This is a genomic window from Pseudoalteromonas sp. P1-25 (assembly GCF_001401805.1).
Taxonomy (GTDB): domain Bacteria; phylum Pseudomonadota; class Gammaproteobacteria; order Enterobacterales; family Alteromonadaceae; genus Pseudoalteromonas.
Map to the genome: position 1 here is coordinate 307,920 of NZ_LKDW01000002.1, position 20,197 is coordinate 328,116.

At 40.5% G+C, this 20,197-nt stretch carries 21 protein-coding genes; 10 read left to right on the forward strand and 11 right to left on the reverse strand.

Annotated elements, in window-relative coordinates:
- Window positions 1-166 precede the first annotated feature (166 nt).
- A complete protein-coding gene (locus tag AN393_RS02985; RefSeq protein ID WP_055017263.1) occupies window positions 167-931 on the forward strand; it encodes a class II glutamine amidotransferase in 765 nt (254 codons plus the stop codon).
- 71 nt (window positions 932-1,002) lie between these two features.
- Here the strand turns inward: AN393_RS02985 and AN393_RS02990 are convergent, their stop codons facing one another.
- The 5 genes from AN393_RS02990 to cmoA all read right to left on the reverse strand — a co-directional run bounded on the left by AN393_RS02990 (window position 1,003) and on the right by cmoA (window position 5,364).
- On the reverse strand, window positions 1,003-1,740 hold the full coding sequence (locus AN393_RS02990; RefSeq protein ID WP_055017291.1) for a DUF3108 domain-containing protein: 738 nt from the start codon (window positions 1,738-1,740) through the stop codon (window positions 1,003-1,005).
- 16 nt (window positions 1,741-1,756) lie between these two features.
- Window positions 1,757-2,404 carry a phosphoribosylglycinamide formyltransferase gene (gene purN, locus AN393_RS02995; RefSeq protein WP_004588939.1) on the reverse strand — a complete coding sequence of 216 codons (648 nt, stop codon included), beginning with the start codon at window positions 2,402-2,404 and terminating at the stop codon, window positions 1,757-1,759.
- The gene (purM, locus tag AN393_RS03000; protein ID WP_055017264.1) at window positions 2,404-3,456 is read right to left on the reverse strand and encodes a phosphoribosylformylglycinamidine cyclo-ligase; all 1,053 of its coding nucleotides are present in this window, start codon (window positions 3,454-3,456) and stop codon (window positions 2,404-2,406) included. Before purM ends, purN begins: the two co-directional genes overlap by 1 nt.
- A gap of 201 nt (window positions 3,457-3,657) precedes the next feature.
- On the reverse strand, window positions 3,658-4,626 hold the full coding sequence (gene cmoB / locus AN393_RS03005; protein ID WP_055017265.1) for a tRNA 5-methoxyuridine(34)/uridine 5-oxyacetic acid(34) synthase CmoB: 969 nt from the start codon (window positions 4,624-4,626) through the stop codon (window positions 3,658-3,660).
- Window positions 4,627-4,638: 12 nt separating this feature from the next.
- On the reverse strand, window positions 4,639-5,364 hold the full coding sequence (gene cmoA, locus AN393_RS03010; protein ID WP_004588942.1) for a carboxy-S-adenosyl-L-methionine synthase CmoA: 726 nt from the start codon (window positions 5,362-5,364) through the stop codon (window positions 4,639-4,641).
- A gap of 116 nt (window positions 5,365-5,480) precedes the next feature.
- Between cmoA and AN393_RS03015 the strand changes: the two genes are divergently transcribed.
- Entirely contained in the window at window positions 5,481-6,170 is a 690-nt protein-coding gene (locus AN393_RS03015; protein WP_055013885.1) for a DUF3334 family protein, read from the forward strand.
- 186 nt (window positions 6,171-6,356) lie between these two features.
- On the opposite strand, the gene AN393_RS03020 is transcribed toward AN393_RS03015, so the two are convergent.
- Window positions 6,357-6,851 (reverse strand): M48 family metallopeptidase, encoded by a 495-nt coding sequence (locus tag AN393_RS03020; RefSeq protein WP_055017266.1) that lies wholly within the window; start codon window positions 6,849-6,851, stop codon window positions 6,357-6,359.
- Window positions 6,852-6,864: 13 nt separating this feature from the next.
- Window positions 6,865-7,713, reverse strand: a complete 849-nt coding sequence (locus AN393_RS03025) for a DUF72 domain-containing protein (RefSeq protein WP_055013883.1) — start codon at window positions 7,711-7,713, stop codon at window positions 6,865-6,867.
- 247 nt (window positions 7,714-7,960) lie between these two features.
- On the opposite strand from AN393_RS03025, the gene aspS reads away from it, so the two are divergent.
- The 3 genes from aspS (at window position 7,961) to AN393_RS03040 (ending at window position 10,799) form a co-directional block, all read left to right on the forward strand.
- A complete protein-coding gene (aspS, locus tag AN393_RS03030; RefSeq protein WP_055017267.1) occupies window positions 7,961-9,739 on the forward strand; it encodes an aspartate--tRNA ligase in 1,779 nt (592 codons plus the stop codon).
- Window positions 9,740-9,942: 203 nt separating this feature from the next.
- Window positions 9,943-10,173: a hypothetical protein gene (locus AN393_RS03035; RefSeq protein ID WP_055013881.1), complete on the forward strand. Its 231-nt coding sequence runs from the start codon at window positions 9,943-9,945 to the stop codon at window positions 10,171-10,173.
- Window positions 10,174-10,202: 29 nt separating this feature from the next.
- A complete protein-coding gene (locus AN393_RS03040; RefSeq protein WP_055017268.1) occupies window positions 10,203-10,799 on the forward strand; it encodes a pentapeptide repeat-containing protein in 597 nt (198 codons plus the stop codon).
- Between the two features lie 76 nt (window positions 10,800-10,875).
- On the opposite strand, the gene AN393_RS03045 is transcribed toward AN393_RS03040, so the two are convergent.
- Window positions 10,876-11,199: a hypothetical protein gene (locus AN393_RS03045; protein ID WP_055014122.1), complete on the reverse strand. Its 324-nt coding sequence runs from the start codon at window positions 11,197-11,199 to the stop codon at window positions 10,876-10,878.
- A 126-nt stretch (window positions 11,200-11,325) separates the two neighbouring features.
- On the opposite strand from AN393_RS03045, the gene AN393_RS03050 reads away from it, so the two are divergent.
- Together AN393_RS03050 and AN393_RS03055 are read left to right on the forward strand one after the other, a co-directional pair.
- A complete protein-coding gene (locus AN393_RS03050) occupies window positions 11,326-12,081 on the forward strand; it encodes an alpha/beta hydrolase (protein WP_055017269.1) in 756 nt (251 codons plus the stop codon).
- 101 nt (window positions 12,082-12,182) lie between these two features.
- Complete coding sequence (locus AN393_RS03055) at window positions 12,183-14,012, forward strand: ATP-dependent endonuclease (protein ID WP_055017270.1); 1,830 nt, start codon at window positions 12,183-12,185, stop codon at window positions 14,010-14,012.
- Window positions 14,013-14,043: 31 nt separating this feature from the next.
- On the opposite strand, the gene AN393_RS03060 is transcribed toward AN393_RS03055, so the two are convergent.
- Window positions 14,044-15,246: a bifunctional alpha/beta hydrolase/OsmC family protein gene (locus AN393_RS03060; RefSeq protein ID WP_055017271.1), complete on the reverse strand. Its 1,203-nt coding sequence runs from the start codon at window positions 15,244-15,246 to the stop codon at window positions 14,044-14,046.
- Between the two features lie 266 nt (window positions 15,247-15,512).
- Between AN393_RS03060 and AN393_RS03065 the strand changes: the two genes are divergently transcribed.
- Window positions 15,513-16,352: an isopenicillin N synthase family oxygenase gene (locus AN393_RS03065; protein WP_055013875.1), complete on the forward strand. Its 840-nt coding sequence runs from the start codon at window positions 15,513-15,515 to the stop codon at window positions 16,350-16,352.
- Between the two features lie 289 nt (window positions 16,353-16,641).
- Window positions 16,642-18,036 (forward strand): DEAD/DEAH box helicase, encoded by a 1,395-nt coding sequence (locus AN393_RS03070; protein WP_055017272.1) that lies wholly within the window; start codon window positions 16,642-16,644, stop codon window positions 18,034-18,036.
- Window positions 18,037-18,136: 100 nt separating this feature from the next.
- On the opposite strand, the gene AN393_RS03075 is transcribed toward AN393_RS03070, so the two are convergent.
- Both AN393_RS03075 and AN393_RS03080 read right to left on the reverse strand, forming a co-directional pair.
- Entirely contained in the window at window positions 18,137-18,880 is a 744-nt protein-coding gene (locus AN393_RS03075; RefSeq protein WP_055017273.1) for a DUF3307 domain-containing protein, read from the reverse strand.
- Window positions 18,880-19,503, reverse strand: a complete 624-nt coding sequence (locus AN393_RS03080; protein WP_055017274.1) for a hypothetical protein — start codon at window positions 19,501-19,503, stop codon at window positions 18,880-18,882. The genes AN393_RS03075 and AN393_RS03080 overlap by 1 nt, the downstream gene beginning before the upstream one ends.
- 166 nt (window positions 19,504-19,669) lie before the next feature.
- Here AN393_RS03080 and AN393_RS03085 point away from each other — a divergent pair, with 166 nt between their 5' ends.
- A complete protein-coding gene (locus AN393_RS03085) occupies window positions 19,670-20,173 on the forward strand; it encodes an NYN domain-containing protein (protein WP_055013872.1) in 504 nt (167 codons plus the stop codon).
- Window positions 20,174-20,197: the final 24 nt, after the last annotated feature.

The window sequence follows — 20,197 nt, forward strand, 5'->3', positions numbered from 1 at the left end:
ACAAGCATGCACCACTGCTGTGTTTAATTCAATCACAACGCTTATTTAAGCGCTAAAAATCAGTAAATCAGCTAGCCAAAAAAGTTTTTTTAAGTAAGTATGTTTGTTGTAGTGCACAGTAAATTAAAGCGCTATTTATACGTATTTTTTAAGGGTTAGTTTATTAATGTGTGAATTACTTGGCATGTCAGCCAACGTACCTACGGATATTTGTTTTAGTTTTTCAGGCCTATTAGAGCGTGGTGGTAATACTGGCCCGCATAAAGATGGTTGGGGTATTACATTTTACGAGGGCAAAGGGTGTAGAACCTTTAAAGATCCTGAACCAAGTTATCAATCAGAAATTGCCAAACTGGTAAAAGCCTACCCCATTAAAAGTGTGTCGGTAATTAGCCATATTCGCCAAGGAAACCGTGGCCGAGTGTGCCTTGAAAATACCCATCCGTTTACCCGTGAGCTTTGGGGGAGGGAGATCACCTATGCACATAATGGCCAGTTATCTAACTATCATGATTTAAAGCCAGAGTATTATCGCCCTGTGGGTAACACCGACAGCGAGCTGGCATTTTGTTGGTTGCTTGACAAAATTCGCGAAAAGTACCCAAAACGCCCCTCTAATATGGCCGCTGTTTTTAGATACGCGGCAAAGCTTTCAAATACGCTACGTGAAAAGGGTGTATTTAATATGCTGTTGACCGATGGTGTATTTGTTTTAGCTTACTGCACAAATAACTTACATTACATAACGCGCCGTGCGCCATTTGGTAAAGCGACATTAATTGATGCTGATATGGTGGTAGACTTTCAAAAAGAGACAACCCCAAATGATGTAGTAACCGTAATCGCTACAAGGCCACTCACTAACGACGAGCGCTGGCAAAAAATGCAGCCGGGTGAATTTGCGTTATTTAAAATGGGTGAGCTAATTTAATTAAACAGCCTCTAATTAAACAAAAAAACGCGATTATAAAATCGCGTTTTTTATGTTTGCTATCACCGTGTTTACGGCGCTTCTGACCTAACTTCACTGCTACCAGTGGCTGGAGTAGAAACAGGTTGGGTAACCGTAAATGAATTCATTTGTACTTCAAACTGCTCCATGCCTTTTTCGCCTTTCCACATACGTACTAGCATGTAGTCCATTTCTGGCGCAAACCAAGCAAGGGCTTGGCGTTTATCGTTATCGTATAAACGCTTTACTTTTATAGCTTCTACGTTGCCAATTGGCAGCGAAATCATTTCTTTGCCAACCACTTCAAAGTTGTAGTCGCGGCGATTGCCTTTTTTATCAATAAGCGGAAACGAAAAATATGTTTCGCCTTTTTTTAAACCTTCGCGTACTTGTACTTGGTACGAAATAGCATCTTGAAATTCGTCAGTCCATTCGCATTTTAGCGGGTATTCGCTGGTGCTGCTGGTGACCACTTTATTTTGTGTATCGAAGTCTATTTTATAATCTTTATCTGGGCCGGTGCCGGTACGTACCATGTTGTAATGATGTGGCGTGACTTTGTTATCTAAAAAAGTAAATACAGAGGTTTCTTCTCGCTTGTCAGAGAAAATCATCCACTCAATATTGCTGTGATAAGTAAGTTGATATGTTTGCTCACCAACTTTTTTAAGTTCGCGTACAGCCTCGCCATGATTTTTACCTTTACGTAAAATATCGTAGCTGGCTTGATATTCTGTTAGTTCGCCTGCAATTAGGCTAGTAGGAAGTAAAGCGCCCACACATAACAGCAGGGCACTTATTTTTTTATTGTGGGTAGTGCGCGCCGTGTGCAGGAAGTTGTTTTTCGTCAAGAACTGCATAATCTGCTTCCATCGTAAGTCTGTGTTCACTGAACCATTTGACCACCAAAGGATAGATTATATGCTCTTGTTCGTGCACGCGTTTAGCTAATGTCTCTGCTGTATCATCCTTGAGTACAGGTATTTGCGCCTGAAGAATAACCGGACCGCCGTCTAATTCTTCAGTTACAAAGTGAACACTTACGCCATGAACATCGTCTTTTGCATCAATTGCTCTTTGGTGGGTATTCAGCCCCTGATACTTAGGCAACAAAGATGGATGAATGTTCAACATTTTTCCAACATATTTTTGCACTAAGCTAGGAGTAAGAATACGCATAAACCCAGCTAATACAACTAGATTTGGCATAAAAGAGTCAATTACATTCATTAATTGCGCATCATAGGCCTCGCGCGAGTCAAAATCTTTATGACTGAGCACTTTTGTAGCAATGCCTGCTTGTTTTGCACGCTCTAGGCCGTAAGCGTCTGCTTTGTTGCTGATAACAGCTGCTATGTGCCCGTTTATTTCGCCGCGCTCGCAGGCATCAATAATGGCTTGTAAATTAGAACCACTACCCGATATTAATACCACTAAGCGAATGGGTGCCATTACTTAGCACCACCTACAATTTCAACTTGCTCTTCACCAGGCGACGCGTCATGTATTTCACCTAGGTGCCATGCATTTTCGCCTAAATCTTTTAATATTGATAAGCTTTGCTCAAGCGCATCGGCTGGTACTACTAATACCATGCCTACACCACAGTTAAATGTACGGTACATTTCGTGGGTAGTAATATTGCCGTTTTCTTGTAACCAGTTAAAAACGGTTGGCCACTGCCAGCTATCACCTTTAACCACTGCTTTTGCAGAATCGGGTAATACGCGCGGAATGTTTTCCCAAAAGCCGCCACCAGTAATGTGCGAAAGGGCATGCACGTCAACTTGCTTAAATAACTCCAGTAAAGGTTTAACGTAAATACGTGTAGGTTCTAATAAGTGCTCACCTAATGTCTTACCGTCAATTACTTGGTTAGTATCGGCGTTTGATACTTCAAGTACTTTACGAATTAAAGAAAAGCCATTTGAGTGCGGACCGCTAGAGGCAAGCGCAATAAGTTGATCGCCAGCTGCTACCTTTGTGCCATCAATAATTTTAGATTTTTCTACCACACCGGTACAAAAGCCGGCCATGTCGTAGTCTTCACCATCGTACATCCCCGGCATCTCTGCTGTTTCGCCGCCAATCAAGGCACAGCCAGAAATCTCACAGCCTTTACCAATACCGGTTACTACATCGGCCGCTGTGTCTACATCTAGTTTACCTGTTGCATAGTAATCTAGAAAAAACAGGGGTTCAGCGCCTTGTACTATTAAATCGTTTACACACATTGCAACTAAATCAATACCTACAGTGTCGTGTTTTTTTAAGTCGATAGCTAAACGTAGTTTAGTACCTACACCGTCAGTACCTGCTACTAGTACTGGCTGTTTGTAACCTTCTGGAATTTCGCAAAGAGCGCCAAAACCACCAATTCCGCCCATTACTTCTGGACGACGCGTTTTTTTAACTACGCCTTTAATACGCTCAACAAGTGCATTACCAGCGTCGATATCTACGCCCGCGTCTTTATAGCTTAATGACTGTTTTTGTTCGCTCACAGGTTTTCCTCAAATAATTGCTTGGGGTTGCTTTTCGATAGCTTAGAAACGCGCGTATTTTACAACAATTGCAACTGCGCGGCTAGCTCAAATATAGTTTTGAAATAATTAACAAGGACACTTGTCCGCTGCCTGTTGTTTAAATAAACAAAAAAACGCCCGTAGGCGTTTTTTTAGTAATTAAAGGCGTTAAATTAACAGCTATGCTTTTGCAGTTAAAATAGCTCTAAGTGGAGCAGGGTAACCTTCAATGGTTTTGCTAGTATCGTTTGGGTCTAAAAAATCAACTAACGACTCGTTTTCCATCCAGTCGGTCTTGCGTTGCTCATCAAGCGTGGTAATTGCGCAATCTTTTATTTGCACATCTTTAAAGCCAACGCGCTCCATCCACAGTTTGAGTGCAGCAGTACTTGGAATAAACCACACATTGCGCATTTTTGCGTAGCGGTCAGTAGGTACCAATACGGTGTTTTCGTCGCCTTCAATCACTAAGGTTTCAAGCACTAACTCGCCACCTGGGCGAAGCTGCGCTTTTAACTGCGCTAAAAAATCAATTGGCGAGCGACGATGATAAAGCACCCCCATCGAAAACACCGTATCAAAGGCTTTAAGCTCAGGGAGGGCCTCTACACCTAGCGGTAATAAATGCACGTTTTCATCTGGGTTGTAGTGTTTAATAGCCTGAAACTGACACAAAAATAAATCAGACGGGTCAATACCCACAACAAACTTTGCCCCCTCACCGCGCATGCGCCATAAGTGATAGCCAGAGCCGCAGCCTATATCTAACACTGTACGGCCTTTTAATGGCTCAATGTGAGGAAGCAGACGGTCCCATTTCCAATCGCTGCGCCACTCTGTGTTTATTGCAATACCGTGTACAGTAAAGGGACCTTTTCGCCATGGCATCATGCGTTTTAATAAATGCGTAGCTTGTTTTTGCTCGCCTTCGCTCATTTCCCCCGGTGCGCCAATTTCTACTTTAGTAGCAATATCAACGTGGGTTGTTTTTACTTCAGGCAAATTTTTAAGTACTTTTTGCCATTTTGGTAAATCGCCATGGCTTGCCTCGTTTTGCCAATGTTTTAATTGACCGGGTAGGGTTTCTAGCCAGTGGCTAAGCGGGCTTTGTGCAATTGCTGCGTAAAATTGGTTAAACCATTGAGACATACATTACTCTTTTTATTTAATTGCTACCATTGAGCAAAAATTAAAACATTGATACCACACCTGCGTTTGGCTAAAACCAATGTCGCTTAAACGATTAAAGTGCGTGCTTAGTGTATCGGGGCGCATCACGTTTTCAATGGCTGTACGTTTTTGGCTTATTTCAAGCTCTGAGTAGCCATTGTGGCGTTTAAAGTCGTGGTGCAAATCAATTAATAAATTATCGCACTGTTCGTTTTCGGCTTTAATTTTTTCGCTAAGAAGTAGTACGCCACCGGGTTTTAAGTTAGCGTAAATTTTTTCAAGCACGGCTTGGCGCTGTAAAGGCGGAATAAATTGCAAGGTAAAATTCATGGCCACTACCGACGCATTTTGAATCTCAAGCTCGTTAATATCGCCTAAAGTTACTGTAACAGGCACGTCTGACTTAAAGCCTTGTAAATGAACCTTACAACGCTCAACCATAGCTTGTGAGTTATCTACAGCAATAATGTGGCAGTTATCGGTGCGAATATTACGGCGCATGCTTAGGGTAACCGCACCAAGCGAGCAGCCTAAATCGTAAAGGTTTGAATTACTTTGCGCATATTCACCGGCCAATTTACCCATAGTGCTTACAATGGTGGCGTATCCAGGGACAGAGCGCTGGATCATATCTGGAAAAACCTCAACCACATTTTGGTCAAAGCTAAAATCTTTTACTTGTTGCTCAGAGGCGTAAATACTGTCTTTTATACTCACTAAGGCAGTCTCTTTAAAAATAATGGCACTATTTTAACATTTTATGCTGGATAGTCAGTGATAAATTCAGTAGCTTGGCTAGAATTATGAATAATAAGTATAAAAGAGAACGTTAAATGAGCAAAAGTAAGGTAATTAGCACAGACGATATATTAGCAACCCTATGTCATTCAGTGACTGGGGTCCTGTCATCAGCCAGTGGCAACGAAATTAGCTACTCCGCCATGGTGCAAAAAATAACACGCACCTGTATGCGACCAGACATTGGCTGTTTTGTATTATTTGATGGTGGCTTTACAGGCCTTGTTGTAACCAACTTTACTGCGCAAGCGGCAATGGAAATTTACGGCGATTACATGCGCAATATGGGCATGCCTGAAGAGGAAATTGCCCACAGTCATTTATCCGATGACGTTTCAAATGTAATGGGCGAGCTGATGAACCAAATTGTAGGCGACTTTACCTCTAAAGTGCGCGAGCAATTACATACCTCTATTACACAAAACCAGCCAAAAATGATGGCAATCAACAAGCAAGTGCAAATATCGGTAGATACTACAATGGATCGCCCTCAAGCACGCCGCGTAACCTTTACTACACGCAACCAAAATATCTTTTACCTAGAGCTGGCAATGGATAAAACGGAGTTTATTAAACTACACGACTTCGACATTGTAGAAGCCATAGACCCTGATGATATTATTGAAAATGAAGCTAAACAAAAGGCTCAAAAAGAGAAAGCTAAGTCAAAAGAAGCAGAGCAAGATGATGCCGATGACGACTTTATGGCTGAACTAGGGCTGTAATGTAGGTTGGGTTGAGCGAAGCGAAACCCAACACGCTTTTGAGCTGTCAGTTTTAAGCTATCAGCGGTCAGTATAAAAGTTACGATAGAGAACGCGATTTTAAATCGCGTTTTTTATTATTGAGCATTTTGATTACGAGTTAGGTTGTATTTATATTTTCGCTGACTGATGACCGCTGACCGCTGATCAATAAGGATTCTCTCCCATAGCTACCACCACACAAAAAATTCGTAAATCTAACTCTAACTGATGGTATTGCGGCTCCATGTGGCAGCACAGTTTATAAAAGCTTTTGTTGTGATCTTTTTCTTTAAAATGTGCGAGCTCGTGCACCACTAAGGCTTTTAATAAAGGCTCAGGCGCACGCAGCAAATCACTGTTAATCGCTAAATCGTGCTTTCGGGTTTTACCTTGCATGCGGTAGGTGTGAGTACCGAGTGCGTTGGTGACCATATCGCCTTGTTTTTTAAATGCAGCACGGCCAAACGGTGGGGCGTTTTTTAAATACTGTTTTTTTAAATTTGTAGCGTAGCTGTAAAGCAGTTTATCGGTGGTGATGGTGTGCGCGTGTGGGTACTTTTTAAGTAAGTAGTCACACACCTTGTTGTTATTTATAAGGCTTAATACTTGCTCAACAATGTTAGCTGGGTAGCCGGTAAAGTAACGTGCGTATTCACTCATTTTTATTCTCTATTTAAAAAAGCGTTGGCTGGTGGGCTTCTTTTTCGCCACTGAATGGGTTTAATACCGGGTGATTATACCCTAGGTCTTTACAAAACTGCCTAGCAAGTAACGGAGACTCTTGGTTGTCGGCAGTATGAAAAAACACATACGGGCTTTTGCCCTCATCAAGCCATTGTTTTACTTTACCAAGCCACGGCTTGTAAAAAGATTTATAGTCGTTTTGTAAATCGGCTATGACAAAGCGGGCCATGGGCTGCGAGCCAGTCGCTATTGCATGTACAGGTAAGTGGGGCTTTTTTTGTTGCGCATCTATTAGCGCCTCGGTGGTGGGCTTTACTGAAAAAAGCGCACGGGTATCCATAGAAATACGGTTTATATTATTTGCCATTAATAGCTGATTAAGGGCAATTTCGGCCTCACCTTTTTTAAAAAAATCAGTATGGCGTACTTCTACGCCGTAATTTAGCTCTTTGGGGAGCAAGCTAATAAATTGCGTTAATTTAGGTAAATCGTTTGGACCAAACGCTTTGGGTAATTGCAACATTATTTGTCCTGTTTTTTCAAGTATTGGGGCAAATAACGCAAGCCAGTCATTAAGTTCTGTTTGAACATTACTAAGCGCAAGCTCGTGGCTAAAACGGCGATGAAATTTAAACGTAAACTTAAAATTGTCGGGTACGCTTTGTGCCCAGCGTAAAACGGTGCTTGGTGCTGGATCTGCGTAAAAGCTGGTGTTGCCTTCAACTGAGTTAAAATGCTGGGCATATTGGTTTAGCATATCGACATTTTTACATTGGCGGGTAAATAAGTTGCCTTTCCAGGCGCTGCTCGACCACTGAGGGCATCCAATATATAACATAAAAAGGGTGGCTTAATGACTTTGTGGCGCTAGTGTAACAAATACATACCGTGCTTGCTGTAAATTCAACCGCCGAAGTTCAACACGCCCTAGCATCTTGATACTACTTGGGTATAATGCAGGGCTTAATTCGATTATTTTTAGATTGCTAGCGGCTTTATTTGTATTGTGGTGACCTGTTTTTTAAATCACACGCCTTAAAACAAATAAATTTAACCGTTCAAGCCTTTTATCTGACAGGAAAACTATGCGCTCTATATATTGCGGACAGCTAAATAAAACTCACGTAGATCAAGAAGTTGAACTATGTGGCTGGATCAACAAACGACGTGACCTTGGTGGACTTATCTTTGTCGATTTACGCGATAGAGAAGGGTTAGTACAAGTTGTATTCGATCCAGAGGTTGAAGGGTTAATGGATACCGCTAACAAACTTCGTCAAGAATTTTGTGTTCAGTTAAAAGGGGTTGTTCGTGCACGCCCAGAAAGCCAAGTTAATAAAGACATGGCAACAGGCGAAGTAGAAATTTTAGGTACTGAGCTAACTATTATTAACCGCTCTGAGCCGCTTCCGCTTGATTTTAACCAGACCAATTCAGAAGAGCGTCGCTTAAAATACCGCTACTTAGATTTACGTCGCCTTGAAATGAGCGACCGTATTAAACTGCGCGCTAAAGCAAGCAGCTTTGTTCGTCGCTTTTTAGATGACAATGGCTTTTTAGACATTGAAACACCTGTACTTACCAAAGCAACACCAGAAGGTGCACGCGATTACTTAGTACCGAGTCGTGTTCATAAAGGTAGCTTTTATGCATTACCACAGTCACCACAGTTGTTTAAGCAATTGTTGATGATGTCGGGTTTTGACCGTTATTACCAAATTGTTAAATGTTTTCGTGATGAAGATTTACGTGCCGATCGCCAACCTGAATTTACCCAAATAGATTTAGAAACCTCGTTCATGAGCTCTGATCAAGTACGTGCTATGACCGAAAAAATGATCCGTGAAATGTGGCAATCATTATTAAACGTTGATTTAGGCGATTTTCCAATTATGCCTTACTCTGAGGCAATGAGCCTATACGGTTCTGATAAGCCAGATTTACGTAACCCAATGAAGTTAGTTGATGTTGCAGATTTGGTAAAAGACGTAGAGTTTAACGTATTTTCAGGCCCAGCTAACGACGAAAAAGGCCGTGTTGCTGTATTAACAGTACCAGGTGGCGCTAAACTTTCGCGTAAGCAGCTTGACGATTACACTAAGTTTATTGGCATTTACGGCGCTAAAGGCATGGCGTGGATGAAAGTAAACGACCGTGATGCCGGCGCTGAGGGTGTTCAATCTCCAGTGGCTAAGTTTTTAAACGAAGAGGTAATTACCCAGTTACTTGAGCGTACTAACGCACAAACAGGCGATATTATTTTATTTGGTGCCGATACACGCAACGTTGTAAACGAAGCTATGGGCGCGCTTCGCTTGAAGATTGGTGTTGATTTAGAAATCACTAATCTTGATAGTTGGGCGCCACTTTGGGTTGTTGACTTCCCAATGTTTGAAGAAGATGACGAAGGCACGTTACATGCTGTGCATCATCCATTTACTGCACCTAAAGATATCAGCGCAGAAGAGCTTGAAGCAAACCCAGCAGCGGCTATTTCAGATGCCTACGACATGGTATTAAATGGCTACGAAGTAGGTGGTGGTTCGGTGCGTATTCATAATGCAGATATGCAAGAGGCCGCATTTAGAATTTTAGGAATTGAAGCACAAGAGCAACAAGACAAGTTTGGCTTTTTACTTGATGCCCTTAAATACGGCACACCGCCACATGCTGGTTTAGCCTTTGGTCTTGACCGTTTAGTTATGCTTTTATGTGGCACTGATAACATTCGTGACGTTATTGCGTTCCCTAAAACCACTCAAGCATCGTGCTTATTAACCGATGCACCTAGCAAAGCGAATAGCGACTCGTTAACTGAGCTTGCGATCAGTGTGGTAGAAAAAGCAATACCTAGCGAAGAGTAATATCGCGCGCAGTAGATGCGCCTCGCTAGATTTAAAAGCCCTTAGGAGTATGCCTAGGGGTTTTTTTATGGTTAAATTTAAAGTAGTTTAAATATTATACTAATCGATTTAAATATTTAGCCTTTTATCATTCTATTTATTTGTCGCTATAAATGGTTAGTAACTTAAGCAGATTGGTAGTATCCAATAGAGAGGGAGTTCTTATGTCGTTTAATCTCACATTATTTGGTGAATTTTTAGCGTTTTTTATTTTATTTTGCATTCCAATTTTTGCGCTTATTAGCTACAAAATAGGTAAACGTAAAAGCACCATGCCGGGCGTGTTAGCCTTTGTAGGTGGATGCTTAGCGATATTTCCGCTGTTTGGCCTAATTTTTATCGCCTTATTAGCGCTTAAACAAGATTTGCCAAAAACCAGCCCTTATGCCCATTAAACAACCCTAAATATGGACACGTAGTCACAGTGCCAATTTCAAATAATAACTATTATTGCGATCAGCAATTTAGTGCCTTACAGCTAGCAAAAAATACAATCGAAAACACAGAATTTGAAGCGTGTACGTTTACTGAGTGTGATTTCTCACAGGCGCAATTTAAAACGTGCCGATTTATAGAGTGCAGTTTTAAAAATTGTAATTTGTCGTCACTCAAGTGGGACTATAGCTCCCTTGAAAGTGTAAGCTTTAGCCATTGTAAGTTAAACAGCGTGCAATGGAGCAATGCTGATTGGGGAGCCCTAAGTATTGATGCGCCGGTGAGCTTTAATAGCTGTGAGCTTAGTAACAGCTCTTTTTTTGACTTAACGTTAAATTCACTCAAATTAATTCATTGCTTTGCAAAAAATGTTGATTTTAGACATGCCAATTTAAAGCAAAGTACATTTACAGGGAGTAATTTTCGCGATAGTGAGTTTTTTCAAACCAATTTAACTAAGTGTGACTTTGTTGGCGCAACTGAGTTTAATATTGATTTGAACAATAATATATTAGCGGGGGCAAAGTTCGAGCGCTTTGAAGCACTTAACTTGCTTACAAGCCTTGATATAGAGCTCTGTAACTAATTATCCGATGATTGAGGTTATTTAGAAGCTGCAAATTACGAGCTTCTAAATAAGTTAGTGACCAGTAGCTAACTAATTAACAGCTAGGGCCATTTTTGTTACGTGCGCTAGCAAGTGTGCGGGCAATTTCAAGCAGTGCAGGGGTAATGTCATCAGCGCCGTCTTTAATTAGCTTAGTTACATCACCTGATGAATATAAGCTATCGCGCGGCGACTTAATGCCAAGCTCGCGAACAAAGTCTTTTGTTTTACCTGTACTGCCCGTTTCAATAAATTTAAAAATAATACGCTCGTTGTTACTTTTTGGCTCGGCCTGTAACACGGCGATTTCTTCTTTATAGGCTTCTATTCGACTTTGCAAAATGTCGATACGTTGTTCAATAGTGCTGTATGATTTCATGGGGTACTTTTCTAAATTAACTAAAAATAATACCTGTATTATCGCATACATTAGCAATGGCGCGCGCTAACCTTTATAGTAAAAGTTATTTTTATTTAAAAACAATAATTTATACGATTTAAAAACATGCATAAAATAATAAAGAAGTTACTAACATTAAGCGCATTTAGCCTAAGTGCGAGTTTAATGTCACCATTAAGCGTTGCTGATGACAATGTAATAGTGGATCAAAGCCGCAATCGAACCATACCTATCAATATCACGCTTCCAAATAACAGTAATAATCAATGCAACGAGCAGGCAAAGTGCCCCGTAGCATTTGTAAATGCAGGCTATGGCATTAGCCACAATGAATACACGTTTGCCAGTAAGCTGTTTAATGCAAAAGGTTATTTAAGCATTGCAGTCGCACATGAGCTTAAAACCGACCCTGCACTTAATCGTATACAGCCATATTTAACCACCCGCATGGAAAACTGGCATCGCGGTGTGGTTAGCCTTAAATTTTTAGTTAATCAGCTCAGTGCGCAATACCCTGAGTATGACTTTTCCCAACTCACGTTATTTGGCCACTCTAACGGCGGCGATATATCTGCTTTATATGCTTCAATATACCCAAATGAAGTAAGCCAAATAATTACCCTCGATCACCGCCGCATGTTAACCCCACGTAATAAAAACATACGCGTGCTTACACTGCGTGGTAGTGATTACGAAGCCGATGCGAATGTTTTATTAAATGAAACAGAGCTTAAAGAGTTTCCAGTTAGCCAAGTAATGATTGAAAAATCGCGCCATAACGATATGTATGATGGCGGGCCAAAATGGCTGGTGGATAGAATGAGTAAAGAAATGCAGGCGTTTTTAAAATTGAGAAGGTAAGTACTTTTAATAGTAGACTTTATAGTTATCAAATAGTTAATTTATTTTTTAAATTAAAAGTCATACAATATCAATCTAATGGAATAAATAATAAAACCGATATGATTCGTCAAATAACAATAACTAATTTTAGATCAGTAAATAAACAAAGTTTTTATGCAGAAGAAATTACTACTTTTGTTGGCAAAAACGATGCTGGTAAATCAAACATATTAAGAGCATTAAACCTTTTTTTTAATAATCACACTGATTCACAAGAACCATTTTCGTTTAGCTCTGATTTTAATATCAATGCTAGAGTCTATAAGCAAAGAGCTAAGGAAATAATGGTAGAATTGGTTTTAAAGTTACCCCAAAGTTATAGAAAAGAAGGTTACCCAGATACTGTGTACTGGAAAAAGGTTTGGAGAGAGAATGGTCTTCATCGTGTTTCTGAGGTACAGCAGTATTGTGTATTAAACAAAGGAAGAGTTACTAAAAAGCAAGATTTTCCCCCTAGAAGTAAAATTCCAAACCTTCTCAGTAATATAAACTTTATGTATGTTCCAGCTATTAAAGACAAAGACTTCTTTAAAGAACTGCAAGGTCAATTATATGATGTAATTGCCGCCACCACAGAACAAGGGTTAAGAGGCTCAGCTACAAGTTTTGAAGCGGAAATTAAAAGCCATGTAACAGAACTTTTAACTGAAATTGATAAAACATTCAGTGGCGATAACGAAATCAGAATGCCTCAAAACCTGAGAAATATATTCGAAGCATTAGAATTTAACTCAGATAATATCCCTTTAGGTAGAAGGGGGGATGGGGTTAAAATTAGACATATTCCTATGATGTTGTCGTTTATAGGTGCTAAACATCAAAATAGTGGTAAGCGATTAGCGATAAAACCTTTAATTTGGGGTTTTGAAGAGCCGGAAAATAATGTTGAATTTGCTACATGCTTTGAGCTAAACAAGCAGTTTATAGCTGCAGTGCGAAAACACACACAAGTATTCATAACTACTCATTCACCTGCTATTTACTCACTAAATAATTCTAGTGATTTACCAAGTAATATCAAAACTAGAACTTATTACGTTAGTAAAAAATTTAATGAGAATAATGTTCCAGAAACAAAAATAGATGCTACCGATGAAGAAGAGCTACATGGGAATATAGGTTTTCTTCAGCTCTTGAGCCCTATCATCGAAAAACAAAGGGATGAATGGCTAAAGAGGAATGAAGAATATGAGTCTATAGCTACCGATCTGCTCAAACAACTAGAAGATGATAGGAAGCCGAGGCTTTTTTTAGAAGGTAGAAGTGATAAAACAGTGATTTTTAGGTTATTACAGTTTTTTAATTTATCAGAGAATGTTTTTATTGACGTTCCGAATGAGGACAACAACTGTGCAAATGCAGCTGTTGACCGCGGTGTTGCTTTTAATCTGATTCAAAAACATAAAACAAATAAAGTTAAAGGTTTAGTTTTATTGGACGCTGATACAGCAGGTAATAAAGCAAAAGGAAAATTTAATGAGCGGGTATCAGGGGTAAAAGCTGTTTCTTGCGAACTATTAAAGCCTAGAAAGTTAATAATTGACTTGAAAAGAAAGGGTTACAATGTCAGTGCTGATTTAGAAAGCTTATTTTCGTTTGAAATATGGAAGCTAGCTTTTGATGAAGGGTGGCTTGTAGAAGTAGAGAATGAATCTGAAAAGTTAACTGATACAAAGTTAAAAGAATTGATTAATAACAATCAACTTGTACATGAGTATAAAAGTGATCTGACAGAGGAGGAATTAATGTATGTTGATTATAGGTTTGATAATAAGGGGAAACAAAAAGTCAGTAATTATATAAAGGATATGCAAGATCAACAAATTATTGATAGTGGGCTAGAAAGGTTATTTACACCTATTATACAAACTATTGAAAAAATAATATAGCGCAGCCATAGCTGCGCTATTTTTGTTTTAGTTACTCAACTAGTTCACTTACTACAATAGGGCTGTTATGCAGGGTTTTATGCACTGGGCATTTATCGGCTATTTCTAGCAGGCGTTGGCGCTGTGCTTCAGTTAAGTCGCCGCGTAGGGTAATTTTACGAGTAATGGCCTCTAGGTTTTGTGTGCACTCGCCATTGTCGCAATCTTGGTAGTAGTCGCGGGTGTGTTCAAGTTCTACTTTTACATGGTCAAGCGGCAGCTTTTTTAAGGTTGCATACATACGCAGTGTCATTGAGGTGCATGCGCCTAGGCCTGCGAGTATATGGTCGTATGGATCGGGGCCTAAATTACTGCCTCCTACCTTTAATGGCTCATCGGCAAGCCATGTATGATCTTTAGTACTTACGTGCTGAGTAAATATATGGTCTTTTTCTTCAACCAGTACTTTGCCGTTTTCTAATTTTGCGCTGTAGTTACTTTGCTCATACTTAACGTAGCGGTTTGCCCAATTAGCAATGAGCGTGGCTGCGTACTCGGCATCGTCTTTATTGCTTAACAGGTGGTCGGCGTTATCGAGGCTGATAAAGCTTTTAGGGTGCTTGGCTGATGCGTAAATTTTCTCGGCTTCTGAAATATTAACCGTGGTATCAACAGGGGAGTGCATAACTAAAAGCGCGCGTTTTAATTTTCCTATGTGGCTACGGTCGTACTTTGCTATATCCTCTACAAACTGTTTTTTTATGGTAAATTCGCGCCCAGCTAAGCTCACTTTTGCCTCGCCTGCAGCGTTAATTTCATCTAAGTGGGCTTCAAAGTTATGTGCAACATGTTTTGCATCTGAAGGGGCGCCAATGGTTGTAATAGCCGATACTTCAGGAATATGCTCTGCAGCAGCCAGTACGGCAGCGCCGCCTAAGCTGTGGCCAATTAACAGTTGTGGTGCGTCAAAGTGTGTGCGCAAGTGATCGGCTGCGGCCACTAAATCTTGAATATTGGATGAAAAGTTACTATTTGCGAAGTCGCCGTCACTATTACCAAGACCGGTAAAATCAAAGCGCAGTACGGCTATACCTTGTTGGGTAAGGGCGCGGCTTATTCGTGTGGCGGCAGCAATATCTTTACCACAGGTAAAGCAGTGTGCAAATAAAGCATAAAACTTTACATCTCCTGCTGGGCGCTCAAGCTGGCCTGCCAGTTCTAAATCGCCGCTTTTAAAAGATACTTTTTGTCGCATAGAAGAGCCTTAGTGTTTCATGAAAATACATTACAATAATAGATAAGATATAAGCACTAATGAGTGCAATTTCAATGTTTTTTATACTTTGATCTCGATCAAGTAAGTTGTTCACTAATTCACCTTGCGGACATTTGTCCTTATGTTTTTGGGGTGGTTTGTCTATCCTCGCACAGCGCTATAATTAAGGCTTTGCTACTTTATTTTGGCATATTAGCTATATTTAAAGCGGCACTGTTCTTACAACCTATTCACTGGAACGTACAATGCAATTACCTACTGTTGATTATAAAGCTCCCGATGCGGCTGCTCAATTTGTTGAATCGTTAAGAAACACCGGTTTTGGTGTATTAAAAAATCACCCAATCCCGCAATCTTTAGTTGAGTCTATTTACGAAAAATGGCAAGACTTTTTTAATTCAGAGCAAAAGCACGACTTTTTATTTTCTAAAGAAACACAAGACGGTTATTTCCCGCCTTCTGTCTCTGAGGTAGCGAAAGGCTTTACAGTTAAAGACATTAAAGAGTACTTTCATGTTTACCCTAAAGGTCGCGTGCCTGCAGAGCTTGAAGCCGACGTACGTGAGTACTACCGCTTAGCTAACGAATTTGCAGCAACGCTTTTAAGCTGGGTTCAAGCAGAGGCACCAGCCGATGTACGTGCTAAGTTTTCTATCGATTTAAAAGACATGATTGCTGATTCTGAGCAAACATTGTTACGTATTTTACATTACCCGCCAATGACAGGTGATGAAGAGCCAGGTGCAATTCGCGCTGCAGCACATGGTGACATTAACTTATTAACAGTGTTACCGGCATCAAACGAGCCAGGCCTGCAAGTTCAAAAAACTGATGGCGGTTGGTTAGATGTGCCATGTGACTTTGGTAGCTTAATTATTAATATTGGTGACATGTTACAAGAAGCGTCGGGCGGGTATTTCCCATCGACTATTCACCGTGTAATTAACCCAACGGGTAAAGCGTCGACTAAGTCGCGTATTTCTTTACCGCTGTTTTTACACCCACGTCCTGATGTTGTGCTTTCTGAGCGCTACACTGCAGACAGCTACCTACAAGAGCGTTTACGCGAGCTAGGCGTTAAATAATAGCTGCTTTTTAAATAGCATCTATTCAAAAGCGGCTTTTTAGCCGCTTTTGTTGTTTTACATAACCCATTGGGTTATCCCCCCGCTGCGATTTAATCGCCCCTTGGTAGTACATATTTTGATTTAATAAAAACGTGCCTGCTTTAATGCCATCGTGCTGTTTTGTATTGCTATTTGCTTTTTTGCGATGGGAGCTTATTTGGCAAAGTGAATATTTCCATGCATTTCTAAGTTAGTTGCGTATAATGCGCCCTTGGCCGGTTTGGCCTTTATTTTATTGAGAGATTTTATGAGTTTTGATGGTTTAGGTTTATCACAGTCTTTAGTTAACGCGGTTTTAGAAAAGGGCTATGAAACGCCAACGCCTATTCAGGCTCAAGCAATTCCTGCAATTATTGAACGTCGCGATGTAATGGCGGCCGCACAAACAGGTACAGGTAAAACCGCCGGTTTTACGTTACCGCTAATTGAGCTGTTATCTAAAGGCAATAAAGCAAAAAGCAATAACGTACGTGCCCTTATTTTAGCGCCTACGCGCGAGCTGGCTTTGCAGGTAAGCGAAAACGTTGAAGAATACGCTAAGCACTCTGATGTAAGTTCGTTTGTAGTGTACGGCGGCGTAAAAATAAACCCACAAATGCAGCGCCTTCGTAAAGGGGTTGATATTTTAGTGGCAACCCCAGGGCGTTTAATTGATTTACATAATCAAAACGCAGTTAAGTTTGATAGCGTTGAAGTACTGGTACTTGATGAAGCTGACCGCATGCTTGATATGGGGTTTATTCACGACATTAAACGCCTGATTGCTAAAATGCCACCTAAACGCCAAAACTTAATGTTTTCGGCCACGTTTTCAGATGATATTCGTGCGTTAGCAAAAGGGCTAATTAATGACCCTGTTGAAATATCAGTTGCGGCAAAAAACACCACGGCTAAAAGCGTAACACAAAGCGTTTATGCGGTTGATAAATCGCGTAAAACCGCATTACTTAGCCATTTAATTCGTAGCAACGATTGGCAACAAGTATTAGTGTTTAGCCGTACCAAGCACGGTGCTAACCGTTTAGTTAAACAACTCGAGCGTGATGACATTGCAGGCGCCGCTATTCATGGTAATAAATCACAAGGTGCCCGTGTTAAAGCATTAGATGGCTTTAAAAGCGGTGAAGTACGTGTACTTGTAGCGACCGATATAGTGGCACGTGGTCTAGATATTGTTGAACTACCGCATGTGGTTAACTACGACTTACCAAATGTATACGAAGATTACGTGCACCGTATTGGTCGTACAGGCCGTGCTGGTGCATCAGGGCATGCTATTTCGTTTGTAACTGCCGATGACGCTGCTGATTTATACGGTATTGAACGTTTTATTGGTGAGCTTATCCCTCGCGCTGAAGAGCCTGGGTTTGAACCAACTAGCCCCGTACCTGAGCGCGCATTAGATGCGCGCCCAATTAAACCTAAAAAGCCTAAAAAAGCAAAGCAGCCGTTTAACAAACCTAAGTCTGATAAGCCAAGCAGTAAAAAGCCTAACAATGGCGGCAACGGTACAGGCCCTCGCCGTGGTGGCTCTAAAAAACCAGCGGCTAAAACCGATGATAATGCACAAAACCCATGGGCAAAGCGTCAATCGGTGGGTGGCAATGGCCAACGCCGTCGTCGTGCAAATAATAACGATTAATCATTATTAATGATTGTATTGGCCTTTAATTAAACACCAATAAAAAACGCGCTACCTTTTTAATAGAAGTAGCGCGTTTTTTATTATCTGAAATTTACACTTACCTAATCCACGAATTAACGGCTAAACCTACAAACAAGGTAACACTTACACTTAATAAGGTGCCAAGCATAACGTACTCGGTGAGCTTTTTATCCTTACTGGCACTTAAATCACCGAACCTAAAGACCGACTTGGCTGCAAGCAAAAAACCAAGCCCCGCAAATTGTTCAAGTAATATAAAGCTCAGCATTAATACGCGCTCTAGCATGCCAATGCTTTGTCCGGCCAGAGGTAAGCTGCCCTCACTTGAAAAGTTAGCGGTGAGCCTTTCAAGCATCATTCTTATAAATACGGCACTTGGGCTTAATATAATTAAATATCCGCATACAACCCAAAGTACTTTCGGGTTAGTGGCAAGTGCGCTTGCGTACGCGATTAAACTTTGGTTATCAGTTATATAAATACACAGCGCTATTATTACGGCTATATGCGCTATTTGGTCGAGTAAAAAGGGCACAACCCCTTTATTTGAGTACGACTTAGCAATATCTATTAGGTAGTGGCTAAGCATAATTGCCGCTGTGGAAAGTAACACGGTGCTTAGTTGTTGCCAGCCATAGCTATACTCCCAAAACGCTAAAATAATAGCGCTCACCACACCGTGCACTAATACATGCAGGTAAAGTTTTTTAGCTTTAAAGTGATGGGTGTTTCTATCGTTTACCCAGCTCATTGGTTGTAAAAAAAAGTCACTGACTAGGTGGCCTATAATTAATGCCACTAATAATAACGAAAACCCCATTACTCACTTCCTTTTGAAATCGTGGTTATGACCTGCTTAGCATGTATTATAAAGCGTTCTATTAGATGATAATTTGCTAGGTTTAATAACTTAGTCACGTTTTCGCGACTGGTATTGAGCTCTTTTGCTAAAGCTGCATGGCTGTTATCGGCTTGAGTTAAATACACGTATAGCGCATTAGCTTGTTTTTGCGTTATTTTGCTAAGCAAAGTATCTACAAAGGCAAGATTAAGGCTAAAGCTTTCATCTAGGCTGTGCTTTGCTACCTGTAAGGTAAAGCGCTGGTTGGCTATTTTATCAAGGCCTTGCCCAGAGAGCACAAAGGCCGAGCCGGTGGCTGTTTTTATATCACTGCGTGGGTTATCTATCTCGCCTAAGGCCATGCTTTGGCGCAGCTCATAACCTGCCGACTTTAAATGCAAATAAATAATAATAGCGGTTTTTATTAATTGCTCACTTTGGTTTATTTGTAGCTGAAAGGCATCGCCTCGGTACATGGTCCACAATGATGATTTGTCACAATTTGCACGCAAACTTTGCGCTAACTGATAAAGCATGGCATCGTATTGTTGCTTAGGTATTTTTTGCGATTTAATTATATCGCCGCTGATCACACCAATCATAAAAATCCAAAAAGTAACTTAATGCAGTTACATAAAATCAGGTAACCAAATTTGGTTACATTTAATTAAGTAACCAATTTAGGTTACTTAAAACAAAATTGCAAGGCTCACTCGTTTATAGCTATTTATTTCAGCTACGCTGAATTGTGAGTACTTAAGGAAACAAATGACTTTACAAAACGATCAGCAAACTAGTAAGCCACGAGTCGGTATTTTTGTTGATGTACAAAACATTTATTACACGTGCCGCGAAAGTTACCGTAAAAACTTTGATTACAATGCATTCTGGGCGCTTATGAAACAGCAATACTCAATAGAGTGCGCGTTCGCGTATGCCATTCACCGTGGTGACGAAAAACAAAACCAGTTTCAAAATATTTTGCGTGCTATTGGCTTTGAGGTAAAACTAAAGCCGTTTATTCAGCGCCGTGACGGCAGCGCAAAAGGGGATTGGGATGTAGGCATAACCATAGATATGCTAGAGCAAGGTAAAAACCTCGATAAAGTTATTTTGCTCTCTGGTGATGGCGACTTTGCTTTATTGCTCGGGCATTTAAAAAATCAATACAATGTACCATGCGATGTGTACGGCGCCGATAAGTTAACCGCTGAGGTGCTTAAACAAAGTGCTGAGCAGTTTCACTTAATTGATGACAATTTGCTACTTTAAAGCGTGAAATATAGCAGCTAAGTG

Bases quoted from the DNA above. Each gene is read 5' to 3' on its own strand.
- AN393_RS03065 (WP_055013875.1), top strand. From the start codon at position 15,513: ATGCAATTACCTACTGTTGATTATAAAGCTCCCGATGCGGCTGCTCAA.
- AN393_RS03080 (WP_055017274.1), bottom strand. From the start codon at position 19,503: ATGATTGGTGTGATCAGCGGCGATATAATTAAATCGCAAAAAATACCT.
- AN393_RS03060 (WP_055017271.1), bottom strand. From the start codon at position 15,246: ATGCGACAAAAAGTATCTTTTAAAAGCGGCGATTTAGAACTGGCAGGC.
- AN393_RS03085 (WP_055013872.1), top strand. From the start codon at position 19,670: ATGACTTTACAAAACGATCAGCAAACTAGTAAGCCACGAGTCGGTATT.
- AN393_RS03025 (WP_055013883.1), bottom strand. From the start codon at position 7,713: ATGTTATATATTGGATGCCCTCAGTGGTCGAGCAGCGCCTGGAAAGGC.
- AN393_RS03045 (WP_055014122.1), bottom strand. From the start codon at position 11,199: ATGAAATCATACAGCACTATTGAACAACGTATCGACATTTTGCAAAGT.
- aspS (WP_055017267.1), top strand. From the start codon at position 7,961: ATGCGCTCTATATATTGCGGACAGCTAAATAAAACTCACGTAGATCAA.
- AN393_RS03015 (WP_055013885.1), top strand. From the start codon at position 5,481: ATGAGCAAAAGTAAGGTAATTAGCACAGACGATATATTAGCAACCCTA.
- AN393_RS03050 (WP_055017269.1), top strand. From the start codon at position 11,326: ATGCATAAAATAATAAAGAAGTTACTAACATTAAGCGCATTTAGCCTA.
- cmoB (WP_055017265.1), bottom strand. From the start codon at position 4,626: ATGTCTCAATGGTTTAACCAATTTTACGCAGCAATTGCACAAAGCCCG.
- AN393_RS03070 (WP_055017272.1), top strand. From the start codon at position 16,642: ATGAGTTTTGATGGTTTAGGTTTATCACAGTCTTTAGTTAACGCGGTT.
- AN393_RS03035 (WP_055013881.1), top strand. From the start codon at position 9,943: ATGTCGTTTAATCTCACATTATTTGGTGAATTTTTAGCGTTTTTTATT.
- AN393_RS03020 (WP_055017266.1), bottom strand. From the start codon at position 6,851: ATGAGTGAATACGCACGTTACTTTACCGGCTACCCAGCTAACATTGTT.
- AN393_RS03055 (WP_055017270.1), top strand. From the start codon at position 12,183: ATGATTCGTCAAATAACAATAACTAATTTTAGATCAGTAAATAAACAA.
- AN393_RS03075 (WP_055017273.1), bottom strand. From the start codon at position 18,880: ATGGGGTTTTCGTTATTATTAGTGGCATTAATTATAGGCCACCTAGTC.
- AN393_RS02985 (WP_055017263.1), top strand. From the start codon at position 167: ATGTGTGAATTACTTGGCATGTCAGCCAACGTACCTACGGATATTTGT.
- purN (WP_004588939.1), bottom strand. From the start codon at position 2,404: ATGGCACCCATTCGCTTAGTGGTATTAATATCGGGTAGTGGTTCTAAT.